The organism is Armatimonadota bacterium (genome assembly GCA_031459855.1).
Lineage (GTDB): Bacteria > Sysuimicrobiota > Sysuimicrobiia > Sysuimicrobiales > Humicultoraceae > Fervidifonticultor > Fervidifonticultor primus.
Genome location: JAVKHP010000001.1, coordinates 2,996,858 through 3,018,352, shown reverse-complemented (window position 1 = coordinate 3,018,352; position 21,495 = coordinate 2,996,858). Strand labels below are relative to the sequence as shown.

20 protein-coding genes are annotated in these 21,495 nt (G+C 74.6%); all 20 read left to right on the top strand.

Annotated features, from left to right (window positions below; translation table 11 throughout):
• The 20 genes from QN157_13940 to QN157_13845 all read left to right on the top strand — a co-directional run bounded on the left by QN157_13940 (nucleotide 1) and on the right by QN157_13845 (nucleotide 21,396).
• Nucleotides 1-210 (top strand): hypothetical protein, encoded by a 210-nt coding sequence (locus tag QN157_13940; protein ID MDR7556691.1) that lies wholly within the window; start codon nucleotides 1-3, stop codon nucleotides 208-210.
• Entirely contained in the window at nucleotides 207-956 is a 750-nt protein-coding gene (locus QN157_13935; protein MDR7556690.1) for an isoprenyl transferase, read from the top strand. The genes QN157_13940 and QN157_13935 overlap by 4 nt, the downstream gene beginning before the upstream one ends.
• Nucleotides 949-1,758, top strand: coding sequence for a phosphatidate cytidylyltransferase (locus QN157_13930; protein ID MDR7556689.1), 810 nt, complete (start codon nucleotides 949-951; stop codon nucleotides 1,756-1,758). The genes QN157_13935 and QN157_13930 overlap by 8 nt, the downstream gene beginning before the upstream one ends.
• On the top strand, nucleotides 1,755-2,903 hold the full coding sequence (dxr, locus tag QN157_13925) for a 1-deoxy-D-xylulose-5-phosphate reductoisomerase (protein MDR7556688.1): 1,149 nt from the start codon (nucleotides 1,755-1,757) through the stop codon (nucleotides 2,901-2,903). Before QN157_13930 ends, dxr begins: the two co-directional genes overlap by 4 nt.
• Before the next feature lie 5 nt (nucleotides 2,904-2,908).
• The gene (locus QN157_13920) at nucleotides 2,909-3,922 is read left to right on the top strand and encodes a M50 family metallopeptidase (GenBank protein MDR7556687.1); all 1,014 of its coding nucleotides are present in this window, start codon (nucleotides 2,909-2,911) and stop codon (nucleotides 3,920-3,922) included.
• A gap of 12 nt (nucleotides 3,923-3,934) precedes the next feature.
• Entirely contained in the window at nucleotides 3,935-5,071 is a 1,137-nt protein-coding gene (gene ispG / locus QN157_13915; GenBank protein MDR7556686.1) for a flavodoxin-dependent (E)-4-hydroxy-3-methylbut-2-enyl-diphosphate synthase, read from the top strand.
• On the top strand, nucleotides 5,068-5,718 hold the full coding sequence (locus QN157_13910) for an MgtC/SapB family protein (protein MDR7556685.1): 651 nt from the start codon (nucleotides 5,068-5,070) through the stop codon (nucleotides 5,716-5,718). Before ispG ends, QN157_13910 begins: the two co-directional genes overlap by 4 nt.
• Before the next feature lie 3 nt (nucleotides 5,719-5,721).
• The gene (locus tag QN157_13905; protein ID MDR7556684.1) at nucleotides 5,722-6,390 is read left to right on the top strand and encodes a rhomboid family intramembrane serine protease; all 669 of its coding nucleotides are present in this window, start codon (nucleotides 5,722-5,724) and stop codon (nucleotides 6,388-6,390) included.
• A gap of 88 nt (nucleotides 6,391-6,478) precedes the next feature.
• Nucleotides 6,479-7,681: a methionine adenosyltransferase gene (locus QN157_13900; GenBank protein ID MDR7556683.1), complete on the top strand. Its 1,203-nt coding sequence runs from the start codon at nucleotides 6,479-6,481 to the stop codon at nucleotides 7,679-7,681.
• Nucleotides 7,682-7,691: 10 nt separating this feature from the next.
• Entirely contained in the window at nucleotides 7,692-8,726 is a 1,035-nt protein-coding gene (locus QN157_13895) for a hypothetical protein (protein MDR7556682.1), read from the top strand.
• Between the two features lie 87 nt (nucleotides 8,727-8,813).
• Nucleotides 8,814-9,101, top strand: a complete 288-nt coding sequence (locus tag QN157_13890) for a zinc ribbon domain-containing protein (protein ID MDR7556681.1) — start codon at nucleotides 8,814-8,816, stop codon at nucleotides 9,099-9,101.
• Between the two features lie 101 nt (nucleotides 9,102-9,202).
• On the top strand, nucleotides 9,203-10,822 hold the full coding sequence (locus tag QN157_13885) for a hypothetical protein (GenBank protein ID MDR7556680.1): 1,620 nt from the start codon (nucleotides 9,203-9,205) through the stop codon (nucleotides 10,820-10,822).
• 84 nt (nucleotides 10,823-10,906) lie between these two features.
• Nucleotides 10,907-11,617: a hypothetical protein gene (locus tag QN157_13880; GenBank protein MDR7556679.1), complete on the top strand. Its 711-nt coding sequence runs from the start codon at nucleotides 10,907-10,909 to the stop codon at nucleotides 11,615-11,617.
• Nucleotides 11,618-11,653: 36 nt separating this feature from the next.
• Nucleotides 11,654-13,207, top strand: a complete 1,554-nt coding sequence (locus tag QN157_13875) for a hypothetical protein (GenBank protein MDR7556678.1) — start codon at nucleotides 11,654-11,656, stop codon at nucleotides 13,205-13,207.
• Between the two features lie 106 nt (nucleotides 13,208-13,313).
• A complete protein-coding gene (locus tag QN157_13870) occupies nucleotides 13,314-14,306 on the top strand; it encodes a MoxR family ATPase (GenBank protein ID MDR7556677.1) in 993 nt (330 codons plus the stop codon).
• Between the two features lie 13 nt (nucleotides 14,307-14,319).
• Nucleotides 14,320-15,207: a DUF58 domain-containing protein gene (locus QN157_13865; GenBank protein MDR7556676.1), complete on the top strand. Its 888-nt coding sequence runs from the start codon at nucleotides 14,320-14,322 to the stop codon at nucleotides 15,205-15,207.
• Nucleotides 15,207-17,018 (top strand): VWA domain-containing protein, encoded by a 1,812-nt coding sequence (locus tag QN157_13860; protein ID MDR7556675.1) that lies wholly within the window; start codon nucleotides 15,207-15,209, stop codon nucleotides 17,016-17,018. Before QN157_13865 ends, QN157_13860 begins: the two co-directional genes overlap by 1 nt.
• Nucleotides 17,015-19,738, top strand: a complete 2,724-nt coding sequence (locus QN157_13855) for a VWA domain-containing protein (GenBank protein MDR7556674.1) — start codon at nucleotides 17,015-17,017, stop codon at nucleotides 19,736-19,738. The genes QN157_13860 and QN157_13855 overlap by 4 nt, the downstream gene beginning before the upstream one ends.
• Complete coding sequence (locus QN157_13850) at nucleotides 19,735-20,541, top strand: NAD-dependent protein deacylase (GenBank protein MDR7556673.1); 807 nt, start codon at nucleotides 19,735-19,737, stop codon at nucleotides 20,539-20,541. Before QN157_13855 ends, QN157_13850 begins: the two co-directional genes overlap by 4 nt.
• A 57-nt stretch (nucleotides 20,542-20,598) precedes the next feature.
• Nucleotides 20,599-21,396: an S-methyl-5'-thioadenosine phosphorylase gene (locus QN157_13845; protein MDR7556672.1), complete on the top strand. Its 798-nt coding sequence runs from the start codon at nucleotides 20,599-20,601 to the stop codon at nucleotides 21,394-21,396.
• Nucleotides 21,397-21,495: the final 99 nt, after the last annotated feature.

The window sequence follows — 21,495 nt, the reverse complement described above, 5'->3', positions numbered from 1 at the left end:
ATGCTCGACCTGCTCGGCCAGTCGCTGGACCAGGCCCGCGCCCTGCTCGAGGCCGAGGGCTACGCCGTGGAGGTGCGCGAGACGCGGCCGCCGCGTCCGGACGTGCAGCTGGTGGGCCCGCTGCGCGTGGTGCGGCAGACGTTCGCCAGCGGGACGGCGCGGCTCGTGGTCGTCCACGAGCGGTACGTACCGCGGCCCAGAGGCGCGTGAGCCACGCCCGCCCCGACGCCACCTCGGTCGCGATCGACCGGACCCGGGTGCCCGTCCACGTCGCCATCATCATGGACGGCAACGGGCGGTGGGCCGGCGCGCGGGGACTGCCGCGGTCCGAGGGCCATCGTGCCGGCCGGGAGGCGATCCGGCGCACCGTCGAGGCCTGTCGCGAGCTGGGCGTGCAGGTGCTGACGCTGTACGCCTTCTCCACCGAGAACTGGCAGCGGCCGCCCGAGGAAGTGGAGGCGCTGATGCGCCTGCTCCACGAGGCGCTCCTGGAGGAGGCCGACGAGCTGCACCGGGTCGGGATCCGCGTCCGGGTCGTCGGTGACCTGGACGGGCTGGCGCCGGCGCTGCGCCGGGAGATCGCGCAGGTCGAGGAGCTGACCCGCGAGAACCAGGCCATGGTGCTCAACATCGCCCTGAACTACGGGGGCCGGGCCGAGCTCGTGCGCGCCGTGCGGCAGCTGGCGGCGGAGGTGTGTGCGGGCCACCGCCGCCTCGACGAGATCGACGAAGCGGCAGTGGCCGGCGCGCTCTACACGGCCGGCCTGCCCGACCCCGATCTGCTGATCCGGACGGGCCGGGAGCAGCGCCTGTCCAACTTCCTGCTGTGGCAGGCGGCCTACGCCGAGTTGTACTTTGCCGACGTGTTCTGGCCCGACTTCGACCGCGACCACCTCCTGGCGGCCATTGCCGACTACCAGCACCGGCAGCGCCGCTTCGGCGCCCTCCGTGACTAGCGCGCGGACGTGGCCCGACCGGGCGCTGCCCGCGCGGGTTGCCACCGTCGCCCTGGGCGTGCCGCTTCTGGTCGCGGCCGTCTGGGCCGGGGGGCACGTCCTGCTGGCGACGGTGCTGGTGCTGGTGGCGGCAGCGCTGGCCGAGTACGCGCGGCTCGCGCGCGCCGCGGGGTTGCATCCCCCCGGGAGCGTGCTTGGCGGGGGCCTGGGGTTTCCGTTGCTGGCAGCGTGGGGACTGTGGGCGCATGCGGGCACGCTGGTCGTCGCGTTGCTGGCCGCCGCCGCGGCGGCAGGGCTGGTGCCAGCGCGCCGGACCGCAGTGCTCGCCCACGCAGGCGCGGCGGTGCTGGGCGCGGTGTACGTGGGCATGCTGTTCGCATATCTCGTGCTGGCCCGGGCGGCCTATGGACCGGGGCCCGTGCTCGGCCTGCTGGCCGTGGTGTGGGCCGGCGACGTCGCGGCGTACCTGGTCGGCCTGCGGTGGGGCCGGCGGCGTCTGGCGCCGGCGCTGAGCCCGGGCAAGAGCATCGAGGGGCTCGTCGCCGGCCTGGCGGTTGCCGCGGCCGTGGCCGTGGCGACGAGCGGTCTCGTGGGATGGCCGGCCACGATGGGTGCCGTGGGCGGCCTGCTGGTGGCGGGCGCCGGCGTGGTCGGCGACCTGTGGGAATCGGCGCTGAAACGCACCGCGGGCGTGAAGGACTCGGGTGCCTGGTTGCCCGGCCACGGCGGCGTCCTGGACCGCTTCGATGCGGTGCTGTTCGGGATTCCCGTCGGGTACTATCTCGTGGGGTGGATGCGGTGAGGCGGCTCGTGGTGCTCGGCTCCACCGGCAGCGTCGGCCGCGCCGCGCTGGACGTGGCCGCGGCGCTCGGCGACGTGGAGGTCGTCGGGCTGGGCGCGCAGCGTCACCACGCGCTGCTGGCCGAGCAGGCGCGCCGGTTCCGCGTGCGGGCGGTCGCGGTCGAGGATCCTGCGGCGGGGGCGGCACTGCGCGACGCCGTTCCGGCCGGCACGCGCGTGCTGTGCGGCCCGGAGGCCGCCACCGCGCTGGCGCTGCTGGACGGCGTCGACCTGGTGCTGGTGGCGGTGGTGGGCATCGCCGGCCTGGCGCCCACGCTGGCCGCGTTGGGTGCCAGGCGCGACGTGGCCCTGGCCACGAAGGAGGCGCTGGTGGCGGGCGGGCACCTGGTGGCTGCCGCCGCGGCGCGGTCGGGCGCCCGGCTGCTCCCACTGGACAGTGAGCACGCCGCGATCGCCCAGTGCCTGCTCGGCCAGGACCGCGCCGGGCTCCGACGCCTGATCCTGACCGCCTCGGGCGGCCCGTTCCTGCGGCGGCCCGCGCACGACCTGTGGCGCGTCACGGTGGAGGAGGCGCTGGCGCACCCCACGTGGAAGATGGGGAAGAAGGTGACGATCGATTCGGCCACCTTGATGAACAAGGGGCTGGAGATCATCGAGGCCCGGTGGCTGTTCGACGTCGCCCCGGAACAGATCGACGTCCTCATCCACCCGCAGAGCATCGTGCACGCCCTGGTGGAGTTCGCCGACGGCATGGTCCTGGCCCACGTGAGCCGGCCGGACATGCGCGGCCCGATCCAGTTCGCCCTGACCGGGCCACGGCGCCGCCCCGGCCTGGTGGCGCCGCTGGACTGGCACCGCCTGGCGCTGACCTTCGAGGCGCCGGACCCCGCGCGGTTTCCCGCCCTCGACCTGGCCCGGGAGGCGCTGCGCGCGGGGGGGACCGCGCCCGCCGTGCTGAACGCGGCCAACGAGGTGGCCGTGGCGCAGTTCCTGGCCGGGACCATTCGGTTCCCTGAGATCGTGGAGACGGTGCGCGCGGTGCTCGCGCGGCACACCCCACGCCCTGCGCCGACCCTGGACGCCGTGGTCGCCGCGGACGCCTGGGCGCGGGAGGAGGCCGCCCGGACCGCCCGCGTGACGAGGTGACGGCGGTGCCCGACGTGCTGGCCGCGGTGGCGGCCTTTGGCGCCATGATCTTCTTCCACGAACTGGGCCACTTCCTGGTGGCCAAGCGTGCCGGCGTGCGCGTGCACGCCTTCGCCATCGGGTTCGGGCCGGCGCTGGCGAGCTGGACCCGCGGCGAGACGCGGTATGCGATCAACCTGCTGCCTTTCGGCGGGTACGTGCGCATGGAGGGTGAGGAGGGCGGCGCGGGGGCGGGCAGCTTCCAGGCTCAGCCGGTGGGCGCCCGCATGGCCATCATCGCCGCGGGCCCGCTGATGAACCTCGCCATGGCGGTCCTGATCCTGACGCTGGCGGCGGTCACCGGTGGTGTCGCCACCAGCACCCGGGTGCGCAGCCTCGAGGCGGGCTGGCCGGCAGAGGCCGCCGGGCTCCGGCCGGGCGACCGCATCGTCGGCATCGACGGTCAGCCCATGGGCACCGACCAGCTGATCGAGACGATCAACCGCAGCGTGGGCCGGACGCTGGTGCTGGACGTGCACCGGGGCGATCAGGCCCTGACCGTGGCGGTCACGCCCCGCCTGGATCCCGCGCGCGGCGTAGGCCGCATCGGGTTCGCGCCCGACCCCATCTTCACCCGCCTCCATCCTGCGGCCGCGCTGGTGTGGGGCGTGCGCCAGACGGGGCACTACATCGTGGTGCTGGCCGGGATCGTCGAGCGCCTGATTCGCGAGGGCCGGTTCCTCGAGCACCTCGGCGGACCGCTGGCCGCCGGCGACCAGCTCCGGCAGGCTGCGGCGCTGGGGTTCCAGGTCTTCCTGCACATCACCGCCCAGTTCAGCATCCTGATCGGGTTCTTCAACCTGCTGCCGATTCCCGCGCTGGACGGCGGCCGGCTGGCGTTCCTGGTCGCCGAGGCCGTGCGCCGGCGGCCGCTGCTGGACGCCCGGCGCGAGGGGCTGGTGCACACCGTGGGCCTCGCGCTGTTGTTGCTGCTGCTGGCCACCGTGACCCTGCGCGACCTCCGGCGGCTCTTCGAGTAGGGGAGCGGACCGATGCACCGGACGCAGACGCGCACCGTCAGGGTCGGGAAGGTCGAGATCGGGGGCCAGGCACCCGTCTCGGTGCAGTCCATGACCATCACCGACACGCGGGACGTGGACGCCACCCTGGCGCAGATCTACCAGCTGGCCGCCGAGGGGTGCGAGATCGTGCGGCTGGCCGTCCCCGACCGGGAGGCGGCGGCGGCCCTGGCCGCCATCACGCCGCGCAGCCCCCTGCCCGTGGTGGCCGACATCCACTTCGACCACCGTCTGGCCCTGGCGGCGCTGGAGGCCGGCGTCCACAAGCTGCGCCTCAACCCCGGCAACATCGGCAGCCGCGAGCGCGTGCGCATCGTCGCGCGCGAAGCGGCCGCGCGCGGCGTGCCCATCCGCATCGGGGCCAACATCGGGTCGCTCGCCAAGGCCACGCTGCGCAAGTGGGGGCGGCCGTGCCCCGAGGCGCTGGTGGACTCGGCGATGGAGGACGTCAAGGTCCTGGAGGACCTGGGCTTCCACGACATCGTCATCTCGGTCAAGGCCTCGGACGTGCCCATGATGATCGAGGCCTACACGATGATCAGCGAGCTGGTGCCCTACCCGCTGCACGTGGGCGTCACCGAGGCGGGCACCGCCTGGGCGGGCAGCATCAAGTCGGCGGTGGGCATCGGCGCCGTGCTGGCGCGTGGCATCGGGAACACCATCCGGGTCTCGCTGGCCGCCGATCCCGTCGAGGAGGTGCGCGCCGGGTACGAGATCCTCAAGAGCCTCGGCCTGCGGACCCGCGGGGTGCAGTTCGTGGCGTGTCCCTCGTGCGGGCGCGCCGAGGTCGACATCATCCAGATCGCGCGAGAGGTGGAACGACGGCTGCGGGACGTGCCGGCGCCGGTGAAGGTCGCCGTGATGGGGTGTGCGGTGAACGGGCCAGGCGAGGCGCGCATGGCCGACCTCGGCATCGCCTGCGGCCGCGGCATGGGCCTGATCTTCCAGGACGGCAAGATCGTGGCGAGCCTGCCCGAGGACCGGCTCGTCGACGAGCTGATGGCGCACGTCTGGCGGGTGGCGCGGGAGCGGTACGGCGTCGCCGCACCGACGCCCGCCGCCGCCGGGAGCGGCACCGGCACCACCGCGGCAGGCTCGGGGCCGGCATGATCCCGTGGTGGGAAGCGCTGGCGCGCCTGGTCCTGGCGGTGGCGCTGGGCGGGGTCATCGGGTTCGAGCGGGAGAGCGTCGACAAGCCCGCCGGGTTCCGCACCAACATCCTCGTCTGCGTCGGCGCCGCGCTGTTCGCCCTGCTGTCCACCGCCGGCTTCTTCGGCACAGGCGCCGACCCGGCCCGGGTGGCCAGCAACGTCGTGGTCGGTATCGGCTTCCTGGGGGCCGGGACCATCTTTCGCACCGGCGGAGGCGTGCAGGGCCTGACCACGGCCGCGACGCTGTGGACCGTGGCCGCCATCGGCACGGCGTGCGGGATCGGCTACTACGCCGGCGCGCTGGGCGCCACCACCATCGTCATCGTGGTGCTCACGCTGATGAAGAGCGTCGAGCGCTTCCTGCCCCGGCGCGGGATCGGCCACTGCGTCGTGCAGATGGCCGACGTCCCCGGGCAACTGGGCAAGATCGGCACCGCCCTGGGCCTGCTGGGCGTCAACATCGACCGCGTGGAGTTCACCGGCAAGACCGAGGATCGGGTGACGCTGGACATGACGCTGCGCCTGCCGGCCAGGGTCACCCGGGGCGACGTCCTGGTGGCGCTGGGGGAGATCGAGGGCGTGGACGAAGCCCGCTGGGAAGCCTAGGCGATGCTCCCCCTGCGAGACCTGAACCCGTCCCGGTCCACGCCGATCGTCGTCTACGCCCTCATCGCCACGTGCGTCGTCGTCTTCCTCTACACGGTGGGGCTGGAGAGCGAGACGGTGCGAACGGCCTTCTTCCTCCGCTACGGCGCGGTGCCGGCGGAGGTCACGGCGGGCCTGGCGGGCGCCCGCGGGCTGGTCACCTCGATGTTCCTGCACGGCTCGTGGATGCACCTGGGCGGCAACATGCTCTACCTGTGGGTCTTCGGGGACAACGTCGAGGACGCCATGGGGCACGGGCGGTTCCTGGTGTTCTACCTGACCAGTGGCGTGCTCGCCGGGCTCGCCCACGTGGCGACGCAGCCCACCTCGCCGGTGCCTCTGGTGGGCGCCAGCGGCGCCATCGCCGCCGTGCTGGGCGCCTACCTGGTGCTCTACCCGCGGGCGTCGATCCTGTCGCTGATGGTCGTCGGGGTCTTCATCCGGTTCGTGGAGCTCCCGGCCCTGCTGGTGCTCTCGCTGTGGTTCCTGCTGCAGCTGGTGCAGGGCATGGCCGCGCTGGGCGCGCCGGGGGTGACCACGGTGGCGTGGTGGGCGCACATCGGCGGCTTCGTCGCCGGCATGGCGCTGGTGGGCGTCTTCGCCCGGCGCCGGCGCACGCCCCGCTGGTGGTGACCGCACGGGCGCCCGCGGACGGTGCTTGGACGCCCCGGCGGGGTCTGCTATAGTGTGGCGCGTGGCGGACGGTGCACAGGAGGGGCCCATGCGGAACATCGTGGTGGACATCCTGACCAGGACGCCGGTGCCCGAGCAGCAGGTGGAGATCGTCGAGCGCAAGGGCATCGGCCACCCCGACTCCATCTGCGATGCGATCATGGAGCAGGTCTCGGTGGAGCTGAGCCGCGAGTACCTGCGGGCGTGCGGGCGGGTCCTCCACCACAACATCGACAAGGCGTTCCTGGTGGCGGGCAGCGCCGACGTGCGGCTGGGCGGGGGCGTCGTCACCGAGCCGATGCGGCTGATCTTCGGCGACCGCGCCACGGCCGTGTGCGACGGGCGCCGGGTGCCGGTGGAGGAGATCGCGGTGCGCACGGCCAAGGCCTGGATCCGCGACAACCTGCGCTTCGTGGACCCCGAGCGGCACGTGGTCTACGACGTGCAGATCAAGCCGGGCTCGCCCGAACTGGTGGACATCTTCCAGCGGGATCGCCCCGTGGCCAACGACACGTCCGCCGCCGTGGGGTTCGCCCCCCTCTCGCCCACCGAGCGCGTGGTGCTGGACGTCGAGCGCCTGCTGAACGGCCGCGAGTTCAAGCAAGAGTTCCCGGAGGTGGGCGAGGACGTGAAGGTGATGGGCTACCGGCGGGGCGACGCGCTGCACCTGACCGCCGCGGTGGCGTTCGTGGATCGGTTCATCGACAGCGAGCAGACATACTTCCAGCGCAAGAGCATGCTGCGCGACGCCATCATGAGCTTCCTCAACGGCCGCACCGAGTTCAAGACGGTGCAGCTCGACCTCAACACGCTGGATGCGCCCAGCCGCGGGCTGGGCGGCATGTACCTGTCGGTGACGGGTACCTCTGCCGAGAGCGGGGACTCGGGCCAGGTGGGCCGCGGCAACCGGGTGAACGGCCTGATCTCCCTGAACCGGCCCATGGGGACGGAGGCCGCAGCGGGCAAGAACCCCGTCTCGCACGTGGGCAAGATCTACACGATCCTCACCAAGAAGGCGGCCGAGCGCATCCACCGCGAGGTGCCGGGCATCCGCGAGGTCTACGTCTGGATGCTCAGCCAGATCGGCGCGCCCATCGACGAGCCGAAGGTCGCTGCCGCCCAGGTGGTGCTGGCCCGGCACGCGCGACGCCGGATCGTCGAGCGCAGGGTGCGCGAGGTGCTCGACGACGAGTTCGCCAACATCACCGCCCTCACCCAGGAACTCGCCAGCGGCCTGCACCCGGTCTGGTGACCGGCCGGCAGTGCGCCGGGCCGCAGCGGCGCTGGCGGCGGTGGCACTGCTGGCCACCGGGTGTGAGGTGCGCCGGCAGCGCCCGCCCGTGGGGCTGGCGTTCCTGCGGGTCGAGGGGGTCACCCGCGCCACCCAGCAGTCTGCGTTGAGCCCCGTCGCGTGGGCGCCCGATGGCCGGCGGTTCGCCTTCGGCGCGCGCGACGGCCTGTGGGTGCAGCGCGTCGATGGGGACGCCGCCGTGCGGGTGGCGCCCGGCCAGGTGGTGACCGCGGCGGCGTGGGCGCCGGTGGCGCAAGCGCTGGCCTACGTCGACCGTGGCGACCTGTGGGTCGTCCGCCCGGACGGCAGTGGCCGCCGCCGGGTGACGCTTCCCGGTCCCGTGACCGCGGTGGCGTGGGCGCCGGTTGGCGACCGGCTGGCGGCTGTGGTGCGCGTGCCGGGGCAGCCGCCGCGCTTCGAGCTGTGGTGGACCGGGGCGGCCGGCAACGTCCTGCGGCACGTGCTGTGGACCCCGCCGCGTCCGATCGCCGGCCTGGGGTGGTTCCCGGACGCGCTGTACCTGTTCGTGCCGCTGGAGGGCACCGGGGGCAGCGCCGAGTGGTGGAAGGTGCGCATCGCCTACCCCGACGTGCGGCTGCTGCAGCGGCGCGACCCGCCAGCGCGCGAGGTGGCGCTCGCCCCGGGCGGTGACTGGGTGGCGTTCGTGGCCGCCGCCGACCGTGGGGACCAGGTGTTCGTGGTACGGCCGGACGGATCGGCCATGCGCGCCGTCTCGGCGCCCGCGCCGCGGATCGCCGGGCTGGCGTGGGCGCGCGCCGGCGACAAGCTGGCCTACGCCGTGCTGGTAGACGACGGCCACGCCGAGATCTTCGTCACCACGCCCGGTGGGCCCGCGCGCCGTTTGCTCACCTACCGGCTCGAGTTCCCCGATCCAGGGGCGGCGCTCGCGCTGGCGTGGGCGCCCGACGACGGCTACCTGGCCTACGGCACGAACACGGGCGCGCTGGCGGGTCCGGTCTGGCTGGCGCGCATCGCGCGGGATTGACACTGCCCGTGCGGGGGCGCGCATAATAAGTACCGTTGATTGACCCGCTATTACCGGCGGGGCAGGTGCACTGCTGGAGGATCCGCCATGCCCGTGTACGAGTACCGCTGCAGCCAGTGCCGCCACCAATTCGAGCAGTACCAGCCCGTGGGCGGACCGGCACCGGTCTGCCCGCGGTGCGGCGGGGAGACCCGCAAGGTCTACTCGTCGGTGGGCCTGATCTTCAAGGGCAGCGGGTTCCACACGACCGACTACCGGAAGCCCGCCCGCGCCGACGGTGACGGCGCGTCCGCCACGTCGACCGGCGGGTCCGCCAAGGACACCGGGACGTCGTCGACCGGCGCACCGTCGTCGTCCGCGCCGTCGTCTCGCTGAGCCCCTCAGCCTGCAGGGCGGTACTGCGCCGCCTTGTGCTGGCGGCCACCGTCGCGCTGCTCGCGTCCGCGCCGTCGCGTGCGGCCGCAGGTGGCAGCATCGTGACGGTGACGGTCGGGTTCGATGGCCGCGCACGCACCGGCGCGTGGACACCGGTGTGGGTCGAGGTCGTGGCGCCGGCGCAGGGGCTGGATGGCACGCTCACCGTCACGACCGCGTCGCCGGCCGGCGGGGTGGCCACGCGGTACGCCGTGCCGGTGCGCGCGGGTCCCGGCGCTACCGTCCGCGTGTTCCTGCCCGCGGTGTTCCACAACGCGCGGGCGCCCGGCGTCCTCACCCTCGACGACGCCGGAGGCGGTCACCTCGCGCGCGTTGCGCTGCCCCGTCTGCGTCCGGTGGACGAGGTCGTGCTGGCCCTGTCCCGCGCGCCGCTGAACGGCGCGCGATGGCTGGCCGGGGCGGCGCGCGCGGAGGTGGTCTACCTGCCCGCCGAGCACCTCCCGCCGGTGTGGCAGGCCTACGAGGCGGTGCGCCTCGTCGTCGTGCGGGACCTCGACGAGCGCCGCGTCGACGACGACCAGCGCCGCGCGTTGCACCAGTGGGTGCTGGCCGGGGGGCGGCTGGTGGCCATGCCGTCGGACGACGACGTGCGGGTGCTTGCGGGCCCCACGCTGCGCCCGCTGCTGCCGGCGGTGGTCCGGACAGGACCGCGCGGCGAGATCGTGGTGCGGCCGGTGGCCGGCGCGCGGGTCGATGGGCCTCCCGGCGCCCGCGTGGTGTGGGCCGTGCGCGGCCGTGGCCACGTGGTCCTGTGGGAGTGGGATGGCAGTCGCCCGACGCCTGCGGACGCTGTGGGTGGCGCGCCCGGGGCGATGCTGCAGGCGGCGGCCCCCGCGGTGCCACCAGAGCTGGAGGGTACGCTACCCCCGGCCAGGCCGCTGCCGCTGCAGGTCCAGGTAGGCGCCGCGGCGCTCGTGCTGGCCTACATCGTGGCGGTGCGCCGGCTGAGCTCCCTGGCGGCAGGGCGCGGGGCACTGGGACTGCTCACCGCGTGCGCGGTGACGCTCCTGGCCGCCGCCGGTGCCCTGGTGCTGGCGGGGATCGCGCGCCGCGCCGCGTCCGGCCCCGTGGCGTCGGTCGTGGTGGAGCACCTGCCCGGGACCGACAGCGCGCGTGTGCTCGCCGTCGTGCGTACCGTGGCCGCGCCGGGGAGCACCTACGTCCTGCACCTGGCCGCCGGCGCACTGGTGCGACCGGCGACGCCGATCGGCCTGACCGTGGTGAGGCGTCCCGACGGCGCCGACGTGATCGGGGCCGACAGCGCGCGGCTGGTGGTGCATGCGATGGGCTCCGGGCGCGTGCGCGGGACCATCGATCGCGCGTACACGCGCGCCGTCATCCAACTGGCCAACGGCCTCCGGCTGGAGCGCGCATGGATCCATGCCACCGGCCGTGTGCATCCCCTGCCGGCAGTGGCGGGGCGCGCGGTGCTCGCGCTCGACGCATCCCGGTGGACCACCCGGGACCGGTTGGCCCGCACGGAGCCCAACCACGCGCTGCTGGTGTGGGCGTTCTCCCTGCTGGAGTCCGATGCTATACTCAAGGCACACCCGGCCTGGCTGCTGGGTTGGATGCGCGATCCGGCGTTCAGCCTCCGGTGGAACGGCCGCGTCGAGGTGCCCTGGCAGCTCGTGCTGGCGCCGCTGGGTGTGGCCGACTGAGCCGCCTGCGCAGCGGGCCTGCCGGGTGACCGCGCCGGCTGGCCCGGCGGGGCCGGGGGGGTCGTCACGCGAGACCTGAATCCTGTGACCCGCGGCGACCTGCGCGCCCGGCTGGGCTCGTCCCGTGGCCGCACGCTGCAGACGCTCTACCTGGTGCTCTGCAGCGCGTTCCTGTTCCTGTCGCTGCCGCCGGAGGTCGGACGGTTCGAGCTGCGCGACGCCCACCTTGTGCTGGCGTTGCTGGCGGCCCAGCTGGTGGCGGTGACCTACCTCACCTCGGCGTTCGCCTCGGGCGAGGTCGCAGCCGACGGCGAGAAGGGCGTTCCCGACCTCGTGCTCTCGGCGTTTCCCGTCAGGACCATCGCCGCCGGGAAGGCACTCTCCGGAACGCTGTACGCCCTCTACCTGGTGCTGATCGCCTTGCCCGTGGTGGTGTTCGCCGTCGCGCTGCGCGGTGCGGCGCTGGCGATCGTGGTCTGGGCGGGCGTGCTCACAGCGACGGTCGGCGCGGCAGCCGGTGCCTGGGGAGCCTGGCTGTCGGGCCGCATCGCCTCGGAGTTCACCCGGAGCCTGGTGCACTGGAGCGCGCTCGGCGCCCTGTTCGTGGGGACGGCCCTGCTCCCGCGGCCATGGTCACTGCTCAACCCCATCCGCGTCCTCGACCGCTTGGTCGGCGGCGGCGGACCCGCGACAGCGCTGGTGGTGGCGGCCTGCTACGCCGCGCTGGCAGGGGTCGGCGCGCTCGCAATCGGCACGCACGTGCGCGCCGCGCGCGCCGAGACCGGCTCATCCTGACCGTGACCGCGCGGCACCGATACGGGGGAGTGCGCGATGGAGCCTGAAGTCGTCCGGGACGTCGTCGAGCAGGCGCGGCGGCGGCTGGCCGCACGCCGCGCGTGGCAGTGGGGCGGCAGGGTCGCCGTGGCCACGGCCGGCCTCGCCCTCCTGCTGGCGCTCGCGCGCACGGTCGTGCCGCTCGCCGTACCCGTGGGTCCGCTCGCCGCGGGCGGGCTCGCCGCGGGGACGCTACTCGCCGGGCTGCTGGCGCGCCTGTGGCGTCCTTCCCCGCACCTGACCGCCCAGGTGGTGGACCTGCGCTTCGGGTGCGCCGACCGGCTGGCTACGGCCGTGGAGGTACTGACGGGCCGGCACCAGCCCACGGCCCTCACCGACGCGGTGATCGCCGACGCGGCCAGCGCGGCTGCGGCGCTGGACCTGCGGCAGGGGCTGCCGGTACGGCCGCCCGGGCTGATGGCCCTGGCGGTGGCGGTCGCGCTGCTGGCTGCCGCGGCAGAGGTGTTGCTGGCAGGCCGCACGGTGCCCGGTACCCCGGCGCGCGCGGTCGTGGAGACGATCCGCCGCGAGGGCAGACGGCTGGAGCATCGCGCCCAGATGCTGGAGGAGCAGGCGCGGCTGGACCGGGCGCGGGTGACGCGGCGATTCGCGCCGTCGCTGCGCGCGCTGGGTCAGAGCCTGCAACGCGAGCGGGTGGAGCGCCAGGACGCGCTCGCGCGGCTCGAGGCCCTGGCCAGGCAGGTGGAGGCCGCGCGCCGGCAGGTGCAGCGCCGGACGGCGGAGCTGGCCGGGCAGGCGCCGGCGCCGACCGACCGGCCCGCGGAGCTGTTTCGGCGCCGCGCCGCAGCGGAGCGCACGTTGCGGCAGATCCGGGAGATCGCCGAGCGTCTCGCCCAGAGCCGGTCGCCCGAGGAACGACGGGCGCTGCTCCAGGAACTCGCCGCGCTGGCCGGGGGTGGCGATGAGGGCGACGTGCCGGCGCGCGCCCGCACGCAGGCCGCCGAGGCCCAGCGCCAGCTCGACGCCGGCAACGTCGCCGCGGCGCGACGCACACTGCACCAGAGCGCCACGGACCTCGAGGACCTGCGCGCGATGCTGGCCGACGAGGAGGGCCTGCAGCAGGCGCAGCGCGACCTCCGGCGGTCGTCGGAGCAGATCGCCCGCGGCCGGCCGGTGCCGGTCGACGACCCCGAGCAGGCGCCGCAGGCTGCGGCGCACCCCGATCCGGTCGCGCCGGGGACGCGGCCGCCCCAGGAGAGCCAGCTGCCCGACGGGGTGCCACCGCCGCCCGGGCCCAACCAGGGCACGACGCCGGGCCAGGGCGCACCGGCCGAGAAACTCGGCGAACGCACCCCGCGGCTGACGGCCGACAAGCAGACGTCCCGCCTGCGCGGACTGCAGGGCGAGGGCCGCGTGACGACCTCGGACCTGCTCGGACCGGGGCGCGCCGCCCAGGTCCGCGCGCCCCAGGGGCCGGCCCTGCGGGCGGCGCGCGCCGAGGCCGACCGGTACATGGCCCGCTGGCGCATTCCGCCCGAATACCGGGAGATCGTCCGCCGGTACTTCGAGGCTCTGGCCGCGCAGCGCTGAGCACGCTGCCCGGCCGCGGACGAGGTGTCCGCCCGAGGGAGGACGTCGAGGGGCCCTCAGGCCACGCTCAGTCCAGGGCGGAGGGAGCACGGAGGAGGGACGACCGATGGACGCCGCGACGTTTCGCCGCACCTACACGGCGCTGCGGGAGGAGATCCACAGGGTCATCGTGGGGCACGAGGCCCTGGTCGAGCACGTGTTGATCGCGCTGCTCGCCAACGGGCACGTGCTGCTGGAGGGCGTCCCGGGGCTGGGCAAGACCTTGCTGGTGAAGACGCTGGCGGCCGCGCTCGACCTCCGCTACTCACGAATCCAGTTCACGCCGGACCTCATGCCCGCCGACATCATCGGCACCAACGTCATCCACCAGGACGCCGACGGACGGCGGTTCTTCGAGTTCCAGCGTGGGCCGATCTTCTCGCAGATCGTGCTGGCCGACGAGATCAACCGGGCCACGCCCAAGACCCAGTCGGCGCTGCTGGAGGCCATGCAGGAGCGCACCGTCACGGCGCCAGGCGGCCCCTATCCGCTGGAGGAACCGTTCCTGGTCCTGGCCACGCAGAACCCCATCGAGATGGAAGGCACGTATCCGCTGCCCGAGGCGCAGGTCGACCGGTTCCTGTTCAAGCTGAAGGTAGAGTTCCCCGGGGTGGACGACTTGGTGGAGATCATGGACCGGACCACGGGCCCCGCGCCGCCCCCGGTGCGGGTGGTGGCCTCCGCGGCCGTGATCCGCGCCATGCAGGCGCTGGCCCGCGAGGTGGCCGTCGCCGAGCACGTCAAGCGATACGTGGCGCGGCTGGTGCGCGCCACCCACCCGCGCGACGAGGCGGCCAGCGCCATGGTCCGCCGGTACGTGCGCTACGGTGCCAGTCCGCGCGGCGCGCAGGCGCTGCTGCTGGCGGGCAAGGTGCGGGCGCTCGTCGATGGGCGGGTCAACGTCAGCACCGACGACGTGCGGGCCCTGGCTCTGGCCGCGCTGCGCCATCGGGTGATCCTGAACTTCGAGGCCGAGGCCGAGGGCATCGACCCCGACGAGGTCATCCGCGCCACCCTGGACGAGGTGCCGGCGTCCCCGGCGGCGTCGGTGCCCTACTGACCCGCGGGCGGCGATGGCGACGGCCCCCCTGCTCCTCGAGCCCGAGTTCATCGCGCGGCTGGAGCGCCTCACCTTGCTCTCGCGCCGGCTCTACCGGAGTGGCCTGCGCGGCGAGCGGCGCAGCGGCACTCTGGGCCGGGGGGTCGAGTTCGCCGACTATCGATCGTACCAGGTGGGCGACGACTTCCGGTACATCGACTGGAACATCTTCTCGCGCCTGGACCGCCTGTTCGTCAAGCTCTTCAGCGAGGAAGAGGACATCACCGTCCACCTGTTCGTCGACGTCAGCCGCTCCATGGGTTGGGGGCAGCCACCCAAGCTCCAGTACGCGGCGCGGGTGGCGGCGGCGCTCGGCTACATCGGGCTGGCCAACCTGGACCGCGTCGGCGCAGTGGCCTTCGCCGACCGGCCCGTGCGCGTGCTGGCGCCACGGCGGGGCCGAGGCGGTGCGCTGGTCCTGTTCCAGTTCCTGGCCGGACTCGTCGCCGAAGGCCCCAGCGACCTGGCGGCGGCCCTGCGCGCGTACGCCCTGCGCACGCGGCGGCGTGGCGTGCTGGTGGTCATCTCAGACCTGCTGCTGCCCGGCGGGTTCGCCGACGGGCTGCGCCTGGCCCACTACCACCGCTTCGAGCCTTACGTCATCCACCTGCTGGCCGACGAGGAGTTGCACCCCCGGCTGGAAGGCGACCTGCGCCTGGTGGACAGCGAGACCGGCCGCGCCGTGGAGATCACGCTGGACGGCGCCGCGCTGGACGCCTACGGGCGGGCGCGCGACCGGTACCTCGCCGAGATCGAGCAGTTCTGCCTGCGCCACCAGGTGGAGTACCTGCGCGCGACCACGTCCGTGCCGTTCGACGACCTGGTGCTGCGCTACCTGCGGGTGGGGGGGTTGATCGCCTGATGGTGCTGGGCGCGCCCGCGGCGCTGTGGGGCCTGCTGCTGATCCCGCTGGTCGTGCTGCTCTACCTGTTGCGCGCGCGCCGGGAGCCCCGCGTGGTCTCCAGCACGCTCCTGTGGGAGCGCGCGACCCGTGACCTCGTGGCGCGCCTGCCGGTGCGCCGGCTGGAACGCAGCATCCTCCTGCTCCTCCAGGTGCTCGCTATCGCCGCAGTGATCCTGGCCCTGGCCCGGCCGCTGGTGGCGCTGCGTGGCTTCGCCGGTGACGCGGTCGTGCTGGTGCTCGACGCCACGGCCAGCATGCAGGCCACCGACGTCGCGCCGTCGCGCCTGGCAGCCGCGCGGTCGGCGGCCCTGGCGGTGCTGGCCGGGCTGGGCCCCCGACAGCCGGCCGCAGTGGTGAGCGCGGCAGGACGATCGCGGTTGCTGCTGGAGTTCACCACCGACCGGGCTGCGGCCCGCGCGGCCATCGACGGCGTGCGCGCGACCGATACCACCGGCGGCGTGGACGAGGCGGTGGCGCTGGCCGCCAGCATGCGCGCTGGCGGCCGCCCGCCTGTCGTGCACCTCTTCAGCGACACGCCGCCGGGCACACCCGGCGTCGTGTGGCACCGGGTGGGCCGCGGCGGGCCCAACGCAGGGATCACCGCCGTGCGGGCGCGCACCGGTCCGGGCGGGCGCACGTACCTCATGGTGCGCCTGGAGGCGTTCGGCGCGCCCGCCGAGCGGCAGCTGGTCGTTCGTGCGGGCACTCGGGTGCTGGGGACGCACCGGGTGCAGCTTACCCCGGGCGCGCCCCGCACGGTCCTGGTGGACCTCGGGCAGACCTCGGGCGTCGTGACGGCCGCCCTGGAGGGGGCCGACGTGCTGGCTGCGGACGACCGCGCAGCGCTCGTGGCAGGAACCGCGGGGCGGCCCCGGGTGCTGGTCGTCGGCGAGGGCAGTCCCATCCTGGCCGCGGCGCTGGCTGCCGCACCGACCGGCGGGGTGGAGCACGCCCGCGAGGCGTCGCCCGACCAGTGGGGCAGAGCATCGGTGATCGTGCTGGACCGCGTGCCCGTGCCCGCGCCGCTGCCGCCGGGCGCCTACCTGCTGGTGGGCAGCGTCGCGCCCAACCTGCCCCTGCAGGTCACAGGCGTGGCCGGCCCGCAGGCTGTGCAGACGGTGGCGTCCACGCACCCGGTCGTGCGACTGGTGGACCTGCGCGGCGCGCGGGTGCCCGAGGCCCTGGCTGTGCGTCCGCACGGCGGTGCGGTGTTGATCGAGGGTGAGACGCCCCTGGTGTGGGCGTTCGACGGCGCGGGACTGCGGGTGGTGCTGCTGACCTTCGACCCGTCGGTTGCCGACCTGGCCGTGCACCCTGCGTTCCCGGTGCTGGTGGCCAACGCGCTCGAGTGGCTCACCGGTGGGGGGCAAGTGGGCGCGGGCACGCAGCCGGTGCTGCCGGCCGGTCCATGGACACAGGCGCGCCTGGTGGCTCCCGACGGCCAGGCCATCGATCTCGAGGCCCGCGACGGCCGGTTCGTGTTGCCGCCGCTCGACCGCGTGGGGGCCTGGCGGGTGCGCACGGGCGGCTGGGAGCGTGTGTGGGTCGTGGCGGCCGTGGACGCCCGTGAGAGCGCCGTGGCCGCCGCGCCGCCACCGGCGCCCCCGGCGACCTCGCCGGGGAGCCCGCAGGTGGCGCAGGTGAGTCTGGTACCGTCGCTGCTGGCGCTGACCGCGGTGCTGCTGGGGCTGGAGTGGGTGGTGTGGATCCGCTCGCTGCCACGCCACGGGCTGGTCGGGCAGGCGCGCCTGCGAAGGGGGGCCCGGTGATTCGCTTCGCCGCCCCCACGCTGTTGGCGGCGCTGCTCGTCCTGCCCGTGATCGTGCTCGCAGCGCGCCGCCGCAGGCCCCGGCGCCACCTGGTGGCGCTGCGGGTGGCTGCCGTCGTCGCCCTGGCCCTGGCCGCAGGCGGGCTGGAACTGCTGACGGCCACCCCTGAGGTCACCGTCGTGCTGGCGGTCGACCGTTCCGAGAGCATCGGACCCGACGGCACCCGGACGATCCGCGCGTTTCTGGACGCGGTGCGCGCCCAGGCAGGCCCCCACCACCGCGTCGGCCTGGTGACGTTTGGCGCCGACGCCGTTCTCGAAGAGGCGCCGTCCGCCGAGCCGCGGCTCGCCCTGGCCTCGCGCCCGCGTCCTGACGGGACGAACATCGCAGCGGCCATCGAGCGCGCCCTGGCCGCGATCCCCGAAGGACACCGCGGCCGGATCGTGCTGCTCACCGACGGCAACGCCACGGCCGGCGACCTGCCGCCGGCCCTGGACGCCGCGCGCGCCCGCGGCGTGGAGCTCGCGCTCGTCCCGGTGGCGTCCGCGCCCGGTCCGGACGTGCTCGTGGAGGAGGTGCGCGTCCCGCCGGTCGTGGCCCTGGGCGAGCGCATCCCCGTCGCGGTCACGCTGCGCGCCACAGCCCCTGCCCACGCGACGCTGCGCGTCCGCGGCGGGGACACGGTGTTGCTGGTGCGCGAGCTGCAGGTGCCCCCGGGCCGCACCCAGGTCGAGCTGGAGCCGGTGACGACCCGGACCGGCCTGCTGCGCATCGACGCCGCGGTGGACGCCGAGCCCGACGGCGAGCCCGCGAACAACCGGGCCTTCGCCCTGGCGACCGTGCAGGGCCGGCCGTTCGTCCTCTACGCCGGCGATCCACCGGGGCCGCTGGCCGACCTGCTGAGCGGGCAGGGGTTCGAGGTGCGGCGCGTCATCCCCACGCAGCTGCCCACCTCGCCCGACGCCTACCAGGAAGTCGCGGCCGTGGTCCTGGACGACGTCCCCGCGTATCGCCTGACCCCGCAGCAGATGATGGCGCTGCGCGACTACGTGGGCGCCGGCGGTGGGCTGGTCGCGGTGGCGGGCCAGCAGTCGTTCGGCATCGGCGGCTACGCCGACACGCCCCTGGAGGAGGCCCTCCCGGTCAGCATGGACGTGCGCCACCGGCTGGCCATGCCATCCATGGCGATCGTGCTGGTGCTGGACGCCTCGGGGAGCATGGGCGCCTTCGGCCCCGAGCTGGCCAAGGTGGAACTCGCCAAGGAGACCGCCCAGTCGGTGATCGACCTGCTCGGCGAGCGAGACCTGGTGGGGGTGATCGCGTTCGACCAGCAGCCGCGCTGGCTGGTGGGACTGACGCCAGCCGCGCGACGCGCCGAGATCCTGGACGCGGTAGCCCGCATCAGGGCCGGCGGTGGGACCAACCTCTACCCGGCACTGGTTGCGGCGCGCGACGCCCTGCGCCGGGCAGAGGCCAGGGTAAAGCACGTGATCGTGCTCTCCGACGGGCAGACCGATCCGGGCGACTTCCGCACCCTGACCACGTCGATGGCCGACGAGCGGATGACCGTCAGCACCGTGGCCATCGGCCGCGACGCCGACGTCGAGATCATGCGGAACATCGCCGCCTGGGGGCGGGGGCGCGCCTACGTGGCCCGCGACCTCTACAGCATCCCACAGATCCTGACCGCCGAGGCGATGCTCGCCACGCGGGCCTCCGTCATCGAGGAGCGGTTCACCCCGCGCCTGGTGGGCGCGCCCGCGGCGCTGGCGGGCATCAGGAGCCTGCCGCCGCTGCGCGGGTATCTGGCCACCGCGCCCAAGCCCGCCGCGGACGTCGCGGTGCTCTCGCACCAGGACGATCCGCTGGTCGCGCTGTGGGCGTATGGGCTCGGCCGTGCCGTAGCGGTGACCACCGACGCGCGCTTTCGCTGGACGGCCGAGTGGAGCGCGTGGTCGGCCACCCCCCGGTTCTGGTCGCAACTGGTGCGCTGGGCGGCGGCCGCCACGACGGGCCCGCTGGACGCGCACGTGGACACCGACGGGAGCCGCGTGCGCGTGGTCCTGGACGCGCGGGCCGCGGATGGCACGCCGATCGTGACCTGGGCGGCGCAGGCCATCCTGGCCGGGGAGGGCGCGCCGACCGTGCGCGTGCAGCTCGAGCAGACCCAGCCGGGCTGGTACGAGGCGTCGCTGCCCCTGCCGGGGCCCGGCGCCTACGTGGTGACCGTCGCGGCCTTCGACGGGGCGCGGCCCGTGGGCCGGACGGCGCGCGCCGTGGCCATTCCCTACTCGCCCGAGCTCCGCCAGGTCGGTCTCAACCGCGCGCTGTTCTCGCAGATCGTCGAGACGGCCGGCGCGCGGATCGTGAGCCAACCCGCCGAGGCACTGGCGCCCCCTGGACGGCCGACGCGTCGCCCGCAGCCGGCGTGGCCCGCGCTGGCCGTCGTGGGGCTTGCGGCGTTCCTCGCCGAGGTGACCTTGCGGCGGGTGCCGGCCATCGAGCAGCAGGCGGTGCGTCTGGCAGCGGCGGTGGTGGCCCTGGTGCGGCGGACGCCACCGCCCGAGGTGGTGGCCGAGGACGCGGAGTACGACGCGGCGGACCGCTGGCGCATCGACGAGCCGGCGGAGGCCGCAGCCCGCGCGGCCTCCATGGAGGCGGCCGCCCGGCTCTACATCGCACGGCTGCGGCGTCAGCGCGACGACGAACCGCCGGCGTGACCACGAACGCAGACACGTTGCACAAGGCAGTGGCCCTGCTCCGTGATGCGCGCGCGGCCGTGGCGTTCACCGGCGCGGGGATCAGCACGCCGTCGGGGCTGCCGGACTTCCGCTCACCCCAGGGCCTGTGGGCCACGGTCGATCCGACGACCGTGGCGTCGCGGTCGGCGTTCGAACGCGATCCCCGGCGGTTCTACCGGTTCTACCGCGAGCGGCTGGACCGGCTGCGCCACGCCGCGCCCAACGCCGCCCACCGCGCCCTGGCGGCGTTGGAACGCGCGGGCCGGCTGCGGGCCGTCATCACGCAGAACGTCGACGGGCTCCACCAGGCCGCGGGGTCGGCGCGGGTCGTCGAACTGCACGGCAACCTGCGGGAGGCGGTCTGCCCGCGCTGCGGGGGGCTGTGGCCCATCGCCGTGGTGGTGGCGGCCCTGGACCAGGACCGGCTCCCCCGGTGCGACCGGTGCGGCGCGGTGCTCAAGCCCAACGTGGTGCTGTTCGAAGATCTGCTGCCCGCGGACGCGTGGGAGGCGGCGACGGCGCTCGCGCGCGCCGCGGACCTGATGCTCGTCGTGGGATCGTCGCTCCAGGTCATGCCTGCCGCCTCCCTGCCCCAGGAGACCCTGGATGCGGGCGGGGCGCTGCTCATCGTGAACCGCGACCCCACGCCCTACGATCACCGCGCAGCGGTCGTCGTCTGCGACGACGCGGCCCGCGTGCTGCCCGCGCTGGCAGCCGCGCTGGGCCTGGGGGAGGACTGGACCGGCGCGCCGACGAACTCCCCGACAGAGCCCGTGGAGTGAGCCGTGCGGCCCGGCGACGCCGGGCCGATTCGTGTGTGGCGCTGTGGGGGTGGTGCGGTGGCCCAGGCGGAGATCGGGGTCTTCGGCGGCTCGGGGTTCTACTCGCTCCTGGAGGGGGCGCAGGAGATCGCCGTGGAGACGCCCTATGGTCCACCCAGCGACGTGGTGACCGTGGGCGAGCTCGCCGGACGTCGGGTGGCGTTCCTGCCCCGCCACGGCCGCCGGCACCAGTACCCGCCCCATGCTATCAACTACCGCGCCAACGTGGCGGCCATGAAACAGCTGGGTGTCACGCGCCTGCTGGGGCCGTGCGCTGCGGGCAGCCTGCAACCCCACGTGCGCCCGGGGGAGTTCGTGCTGTGCGACCAGTTCGTGGACCGCACCACCGGGCGCAAGGATACGTTCTACGACGGGCCCGAGACGATCCACGTGAGCCTGGCCGATCCGTACTGTCCGCAGCTGCGCGCGATCGCGTGGGAGGCCGCCCAGCGCCTGGGGCTGCCGGCGCACCCCTCCGGCACGGTGGTGGTGGTGCAGGGCCCGCGCTTCTCCACGCGCGCTGAGAGCCGCTGGTTTCGCGCTGCCGGCTGGGAGGTCATCAACATGACCCAGTACCCTGAGGTGGTGCTGGCGCGCGAGCTGGAACTGTGCTACCTGAACATCTCGCTCATCACCGACTACGACGTGGGGGTGGAAGGCGACCCCACCGCGACCCCGGTGACGGCCGAGGAGGTTCTCAAGACGTTTGCTGCCAACCTCGGCCGGCTGCGCGACCTGCTGACAGCGATCATCGCGGCGATCCCCGCGGAGCGGACGTGTCCGTGCGCCCGGGCGCTCTCCGGCGCGCACGGCTAGGCAGACGGCTTCCGGTGCACCCGCGGGGCGCCGGGATGACGTGGCAGGCCGACGGCTCGGCGGGCTGGTTCCCGCTGCACCCGCCGGGCGGGTGCCGGG

Bases quoted from the DNA above. Each gene is read 5' to 3' on its own strand.
- QN157_13940 (MDR7556691.1), top strand. From the start codon at position 1: ATGCTCGACCTGCTCGGCCAGTCGCTGGACCAGGCCCGCGCCCTGCTC.
- ispG (MDR7556686.1), top strand. From the start codon at position 3,935: ATGCACCGGACGCAGACGCGCACCGTCAGGGTCGGGAAGGTCGAGATC.
- QN157_13910 (MDR7556685.1), top strand. From the start codon at position 5,068: ATGATCCCGTGGTGGGAAGCGCTGGCGCGCCTGGTCCTGGCGGTGGCG.
- QN157_13905 (MDR7556684.1), top strand. From the start codon at position 5,722: ATGCTCCCCCTGCGAGACCTGAACCCGTCCCGGTCCACGCCGATCGTC.
- QN157_13900 (MDR7556683.1), top strand. From the start codon at position 6,479: ATGCGGAACATCGTGGTGGACATCCTGACCAGGACGCCGGTGCCCGAG.
- QN157_13890 (MDR7556681.1), top strand. From the start codon at position 8,814: ATGCCCGTGTACGAGTACCGCTGCAGCCAGTGCCGCCACCAATTCGAG.
- QN157_13875 (MDR7556678.1), top strand. From the start codon at position 11,654: ATGGAGCCTGAAGTCGTCCGGGACGTCGTCGAGCAGGCGCGGCGGCGG.
- QN157_13870 (MDR7556677.1), top strand. From the start codon at position 13,314: ATGGACGCCGCGACGTTTCGCCGCACCTACACGGCGCTGCGGGAGGAG.
- QN157_13865 (MDR7556676.1), top strand. From the start codon at position 14,320: ATGGCGACGGCCCCCCTGCTCCTCGAGCCCGAGTTCATCGCGCGGCTG.
- QN157_13860 (MDR7556675.1), top strand. From the start codon at position 15,207: ATGGTGCTGGGCGCGCCCGCGGCGCTGTGGGGCCTGCTGCTGATCCCG.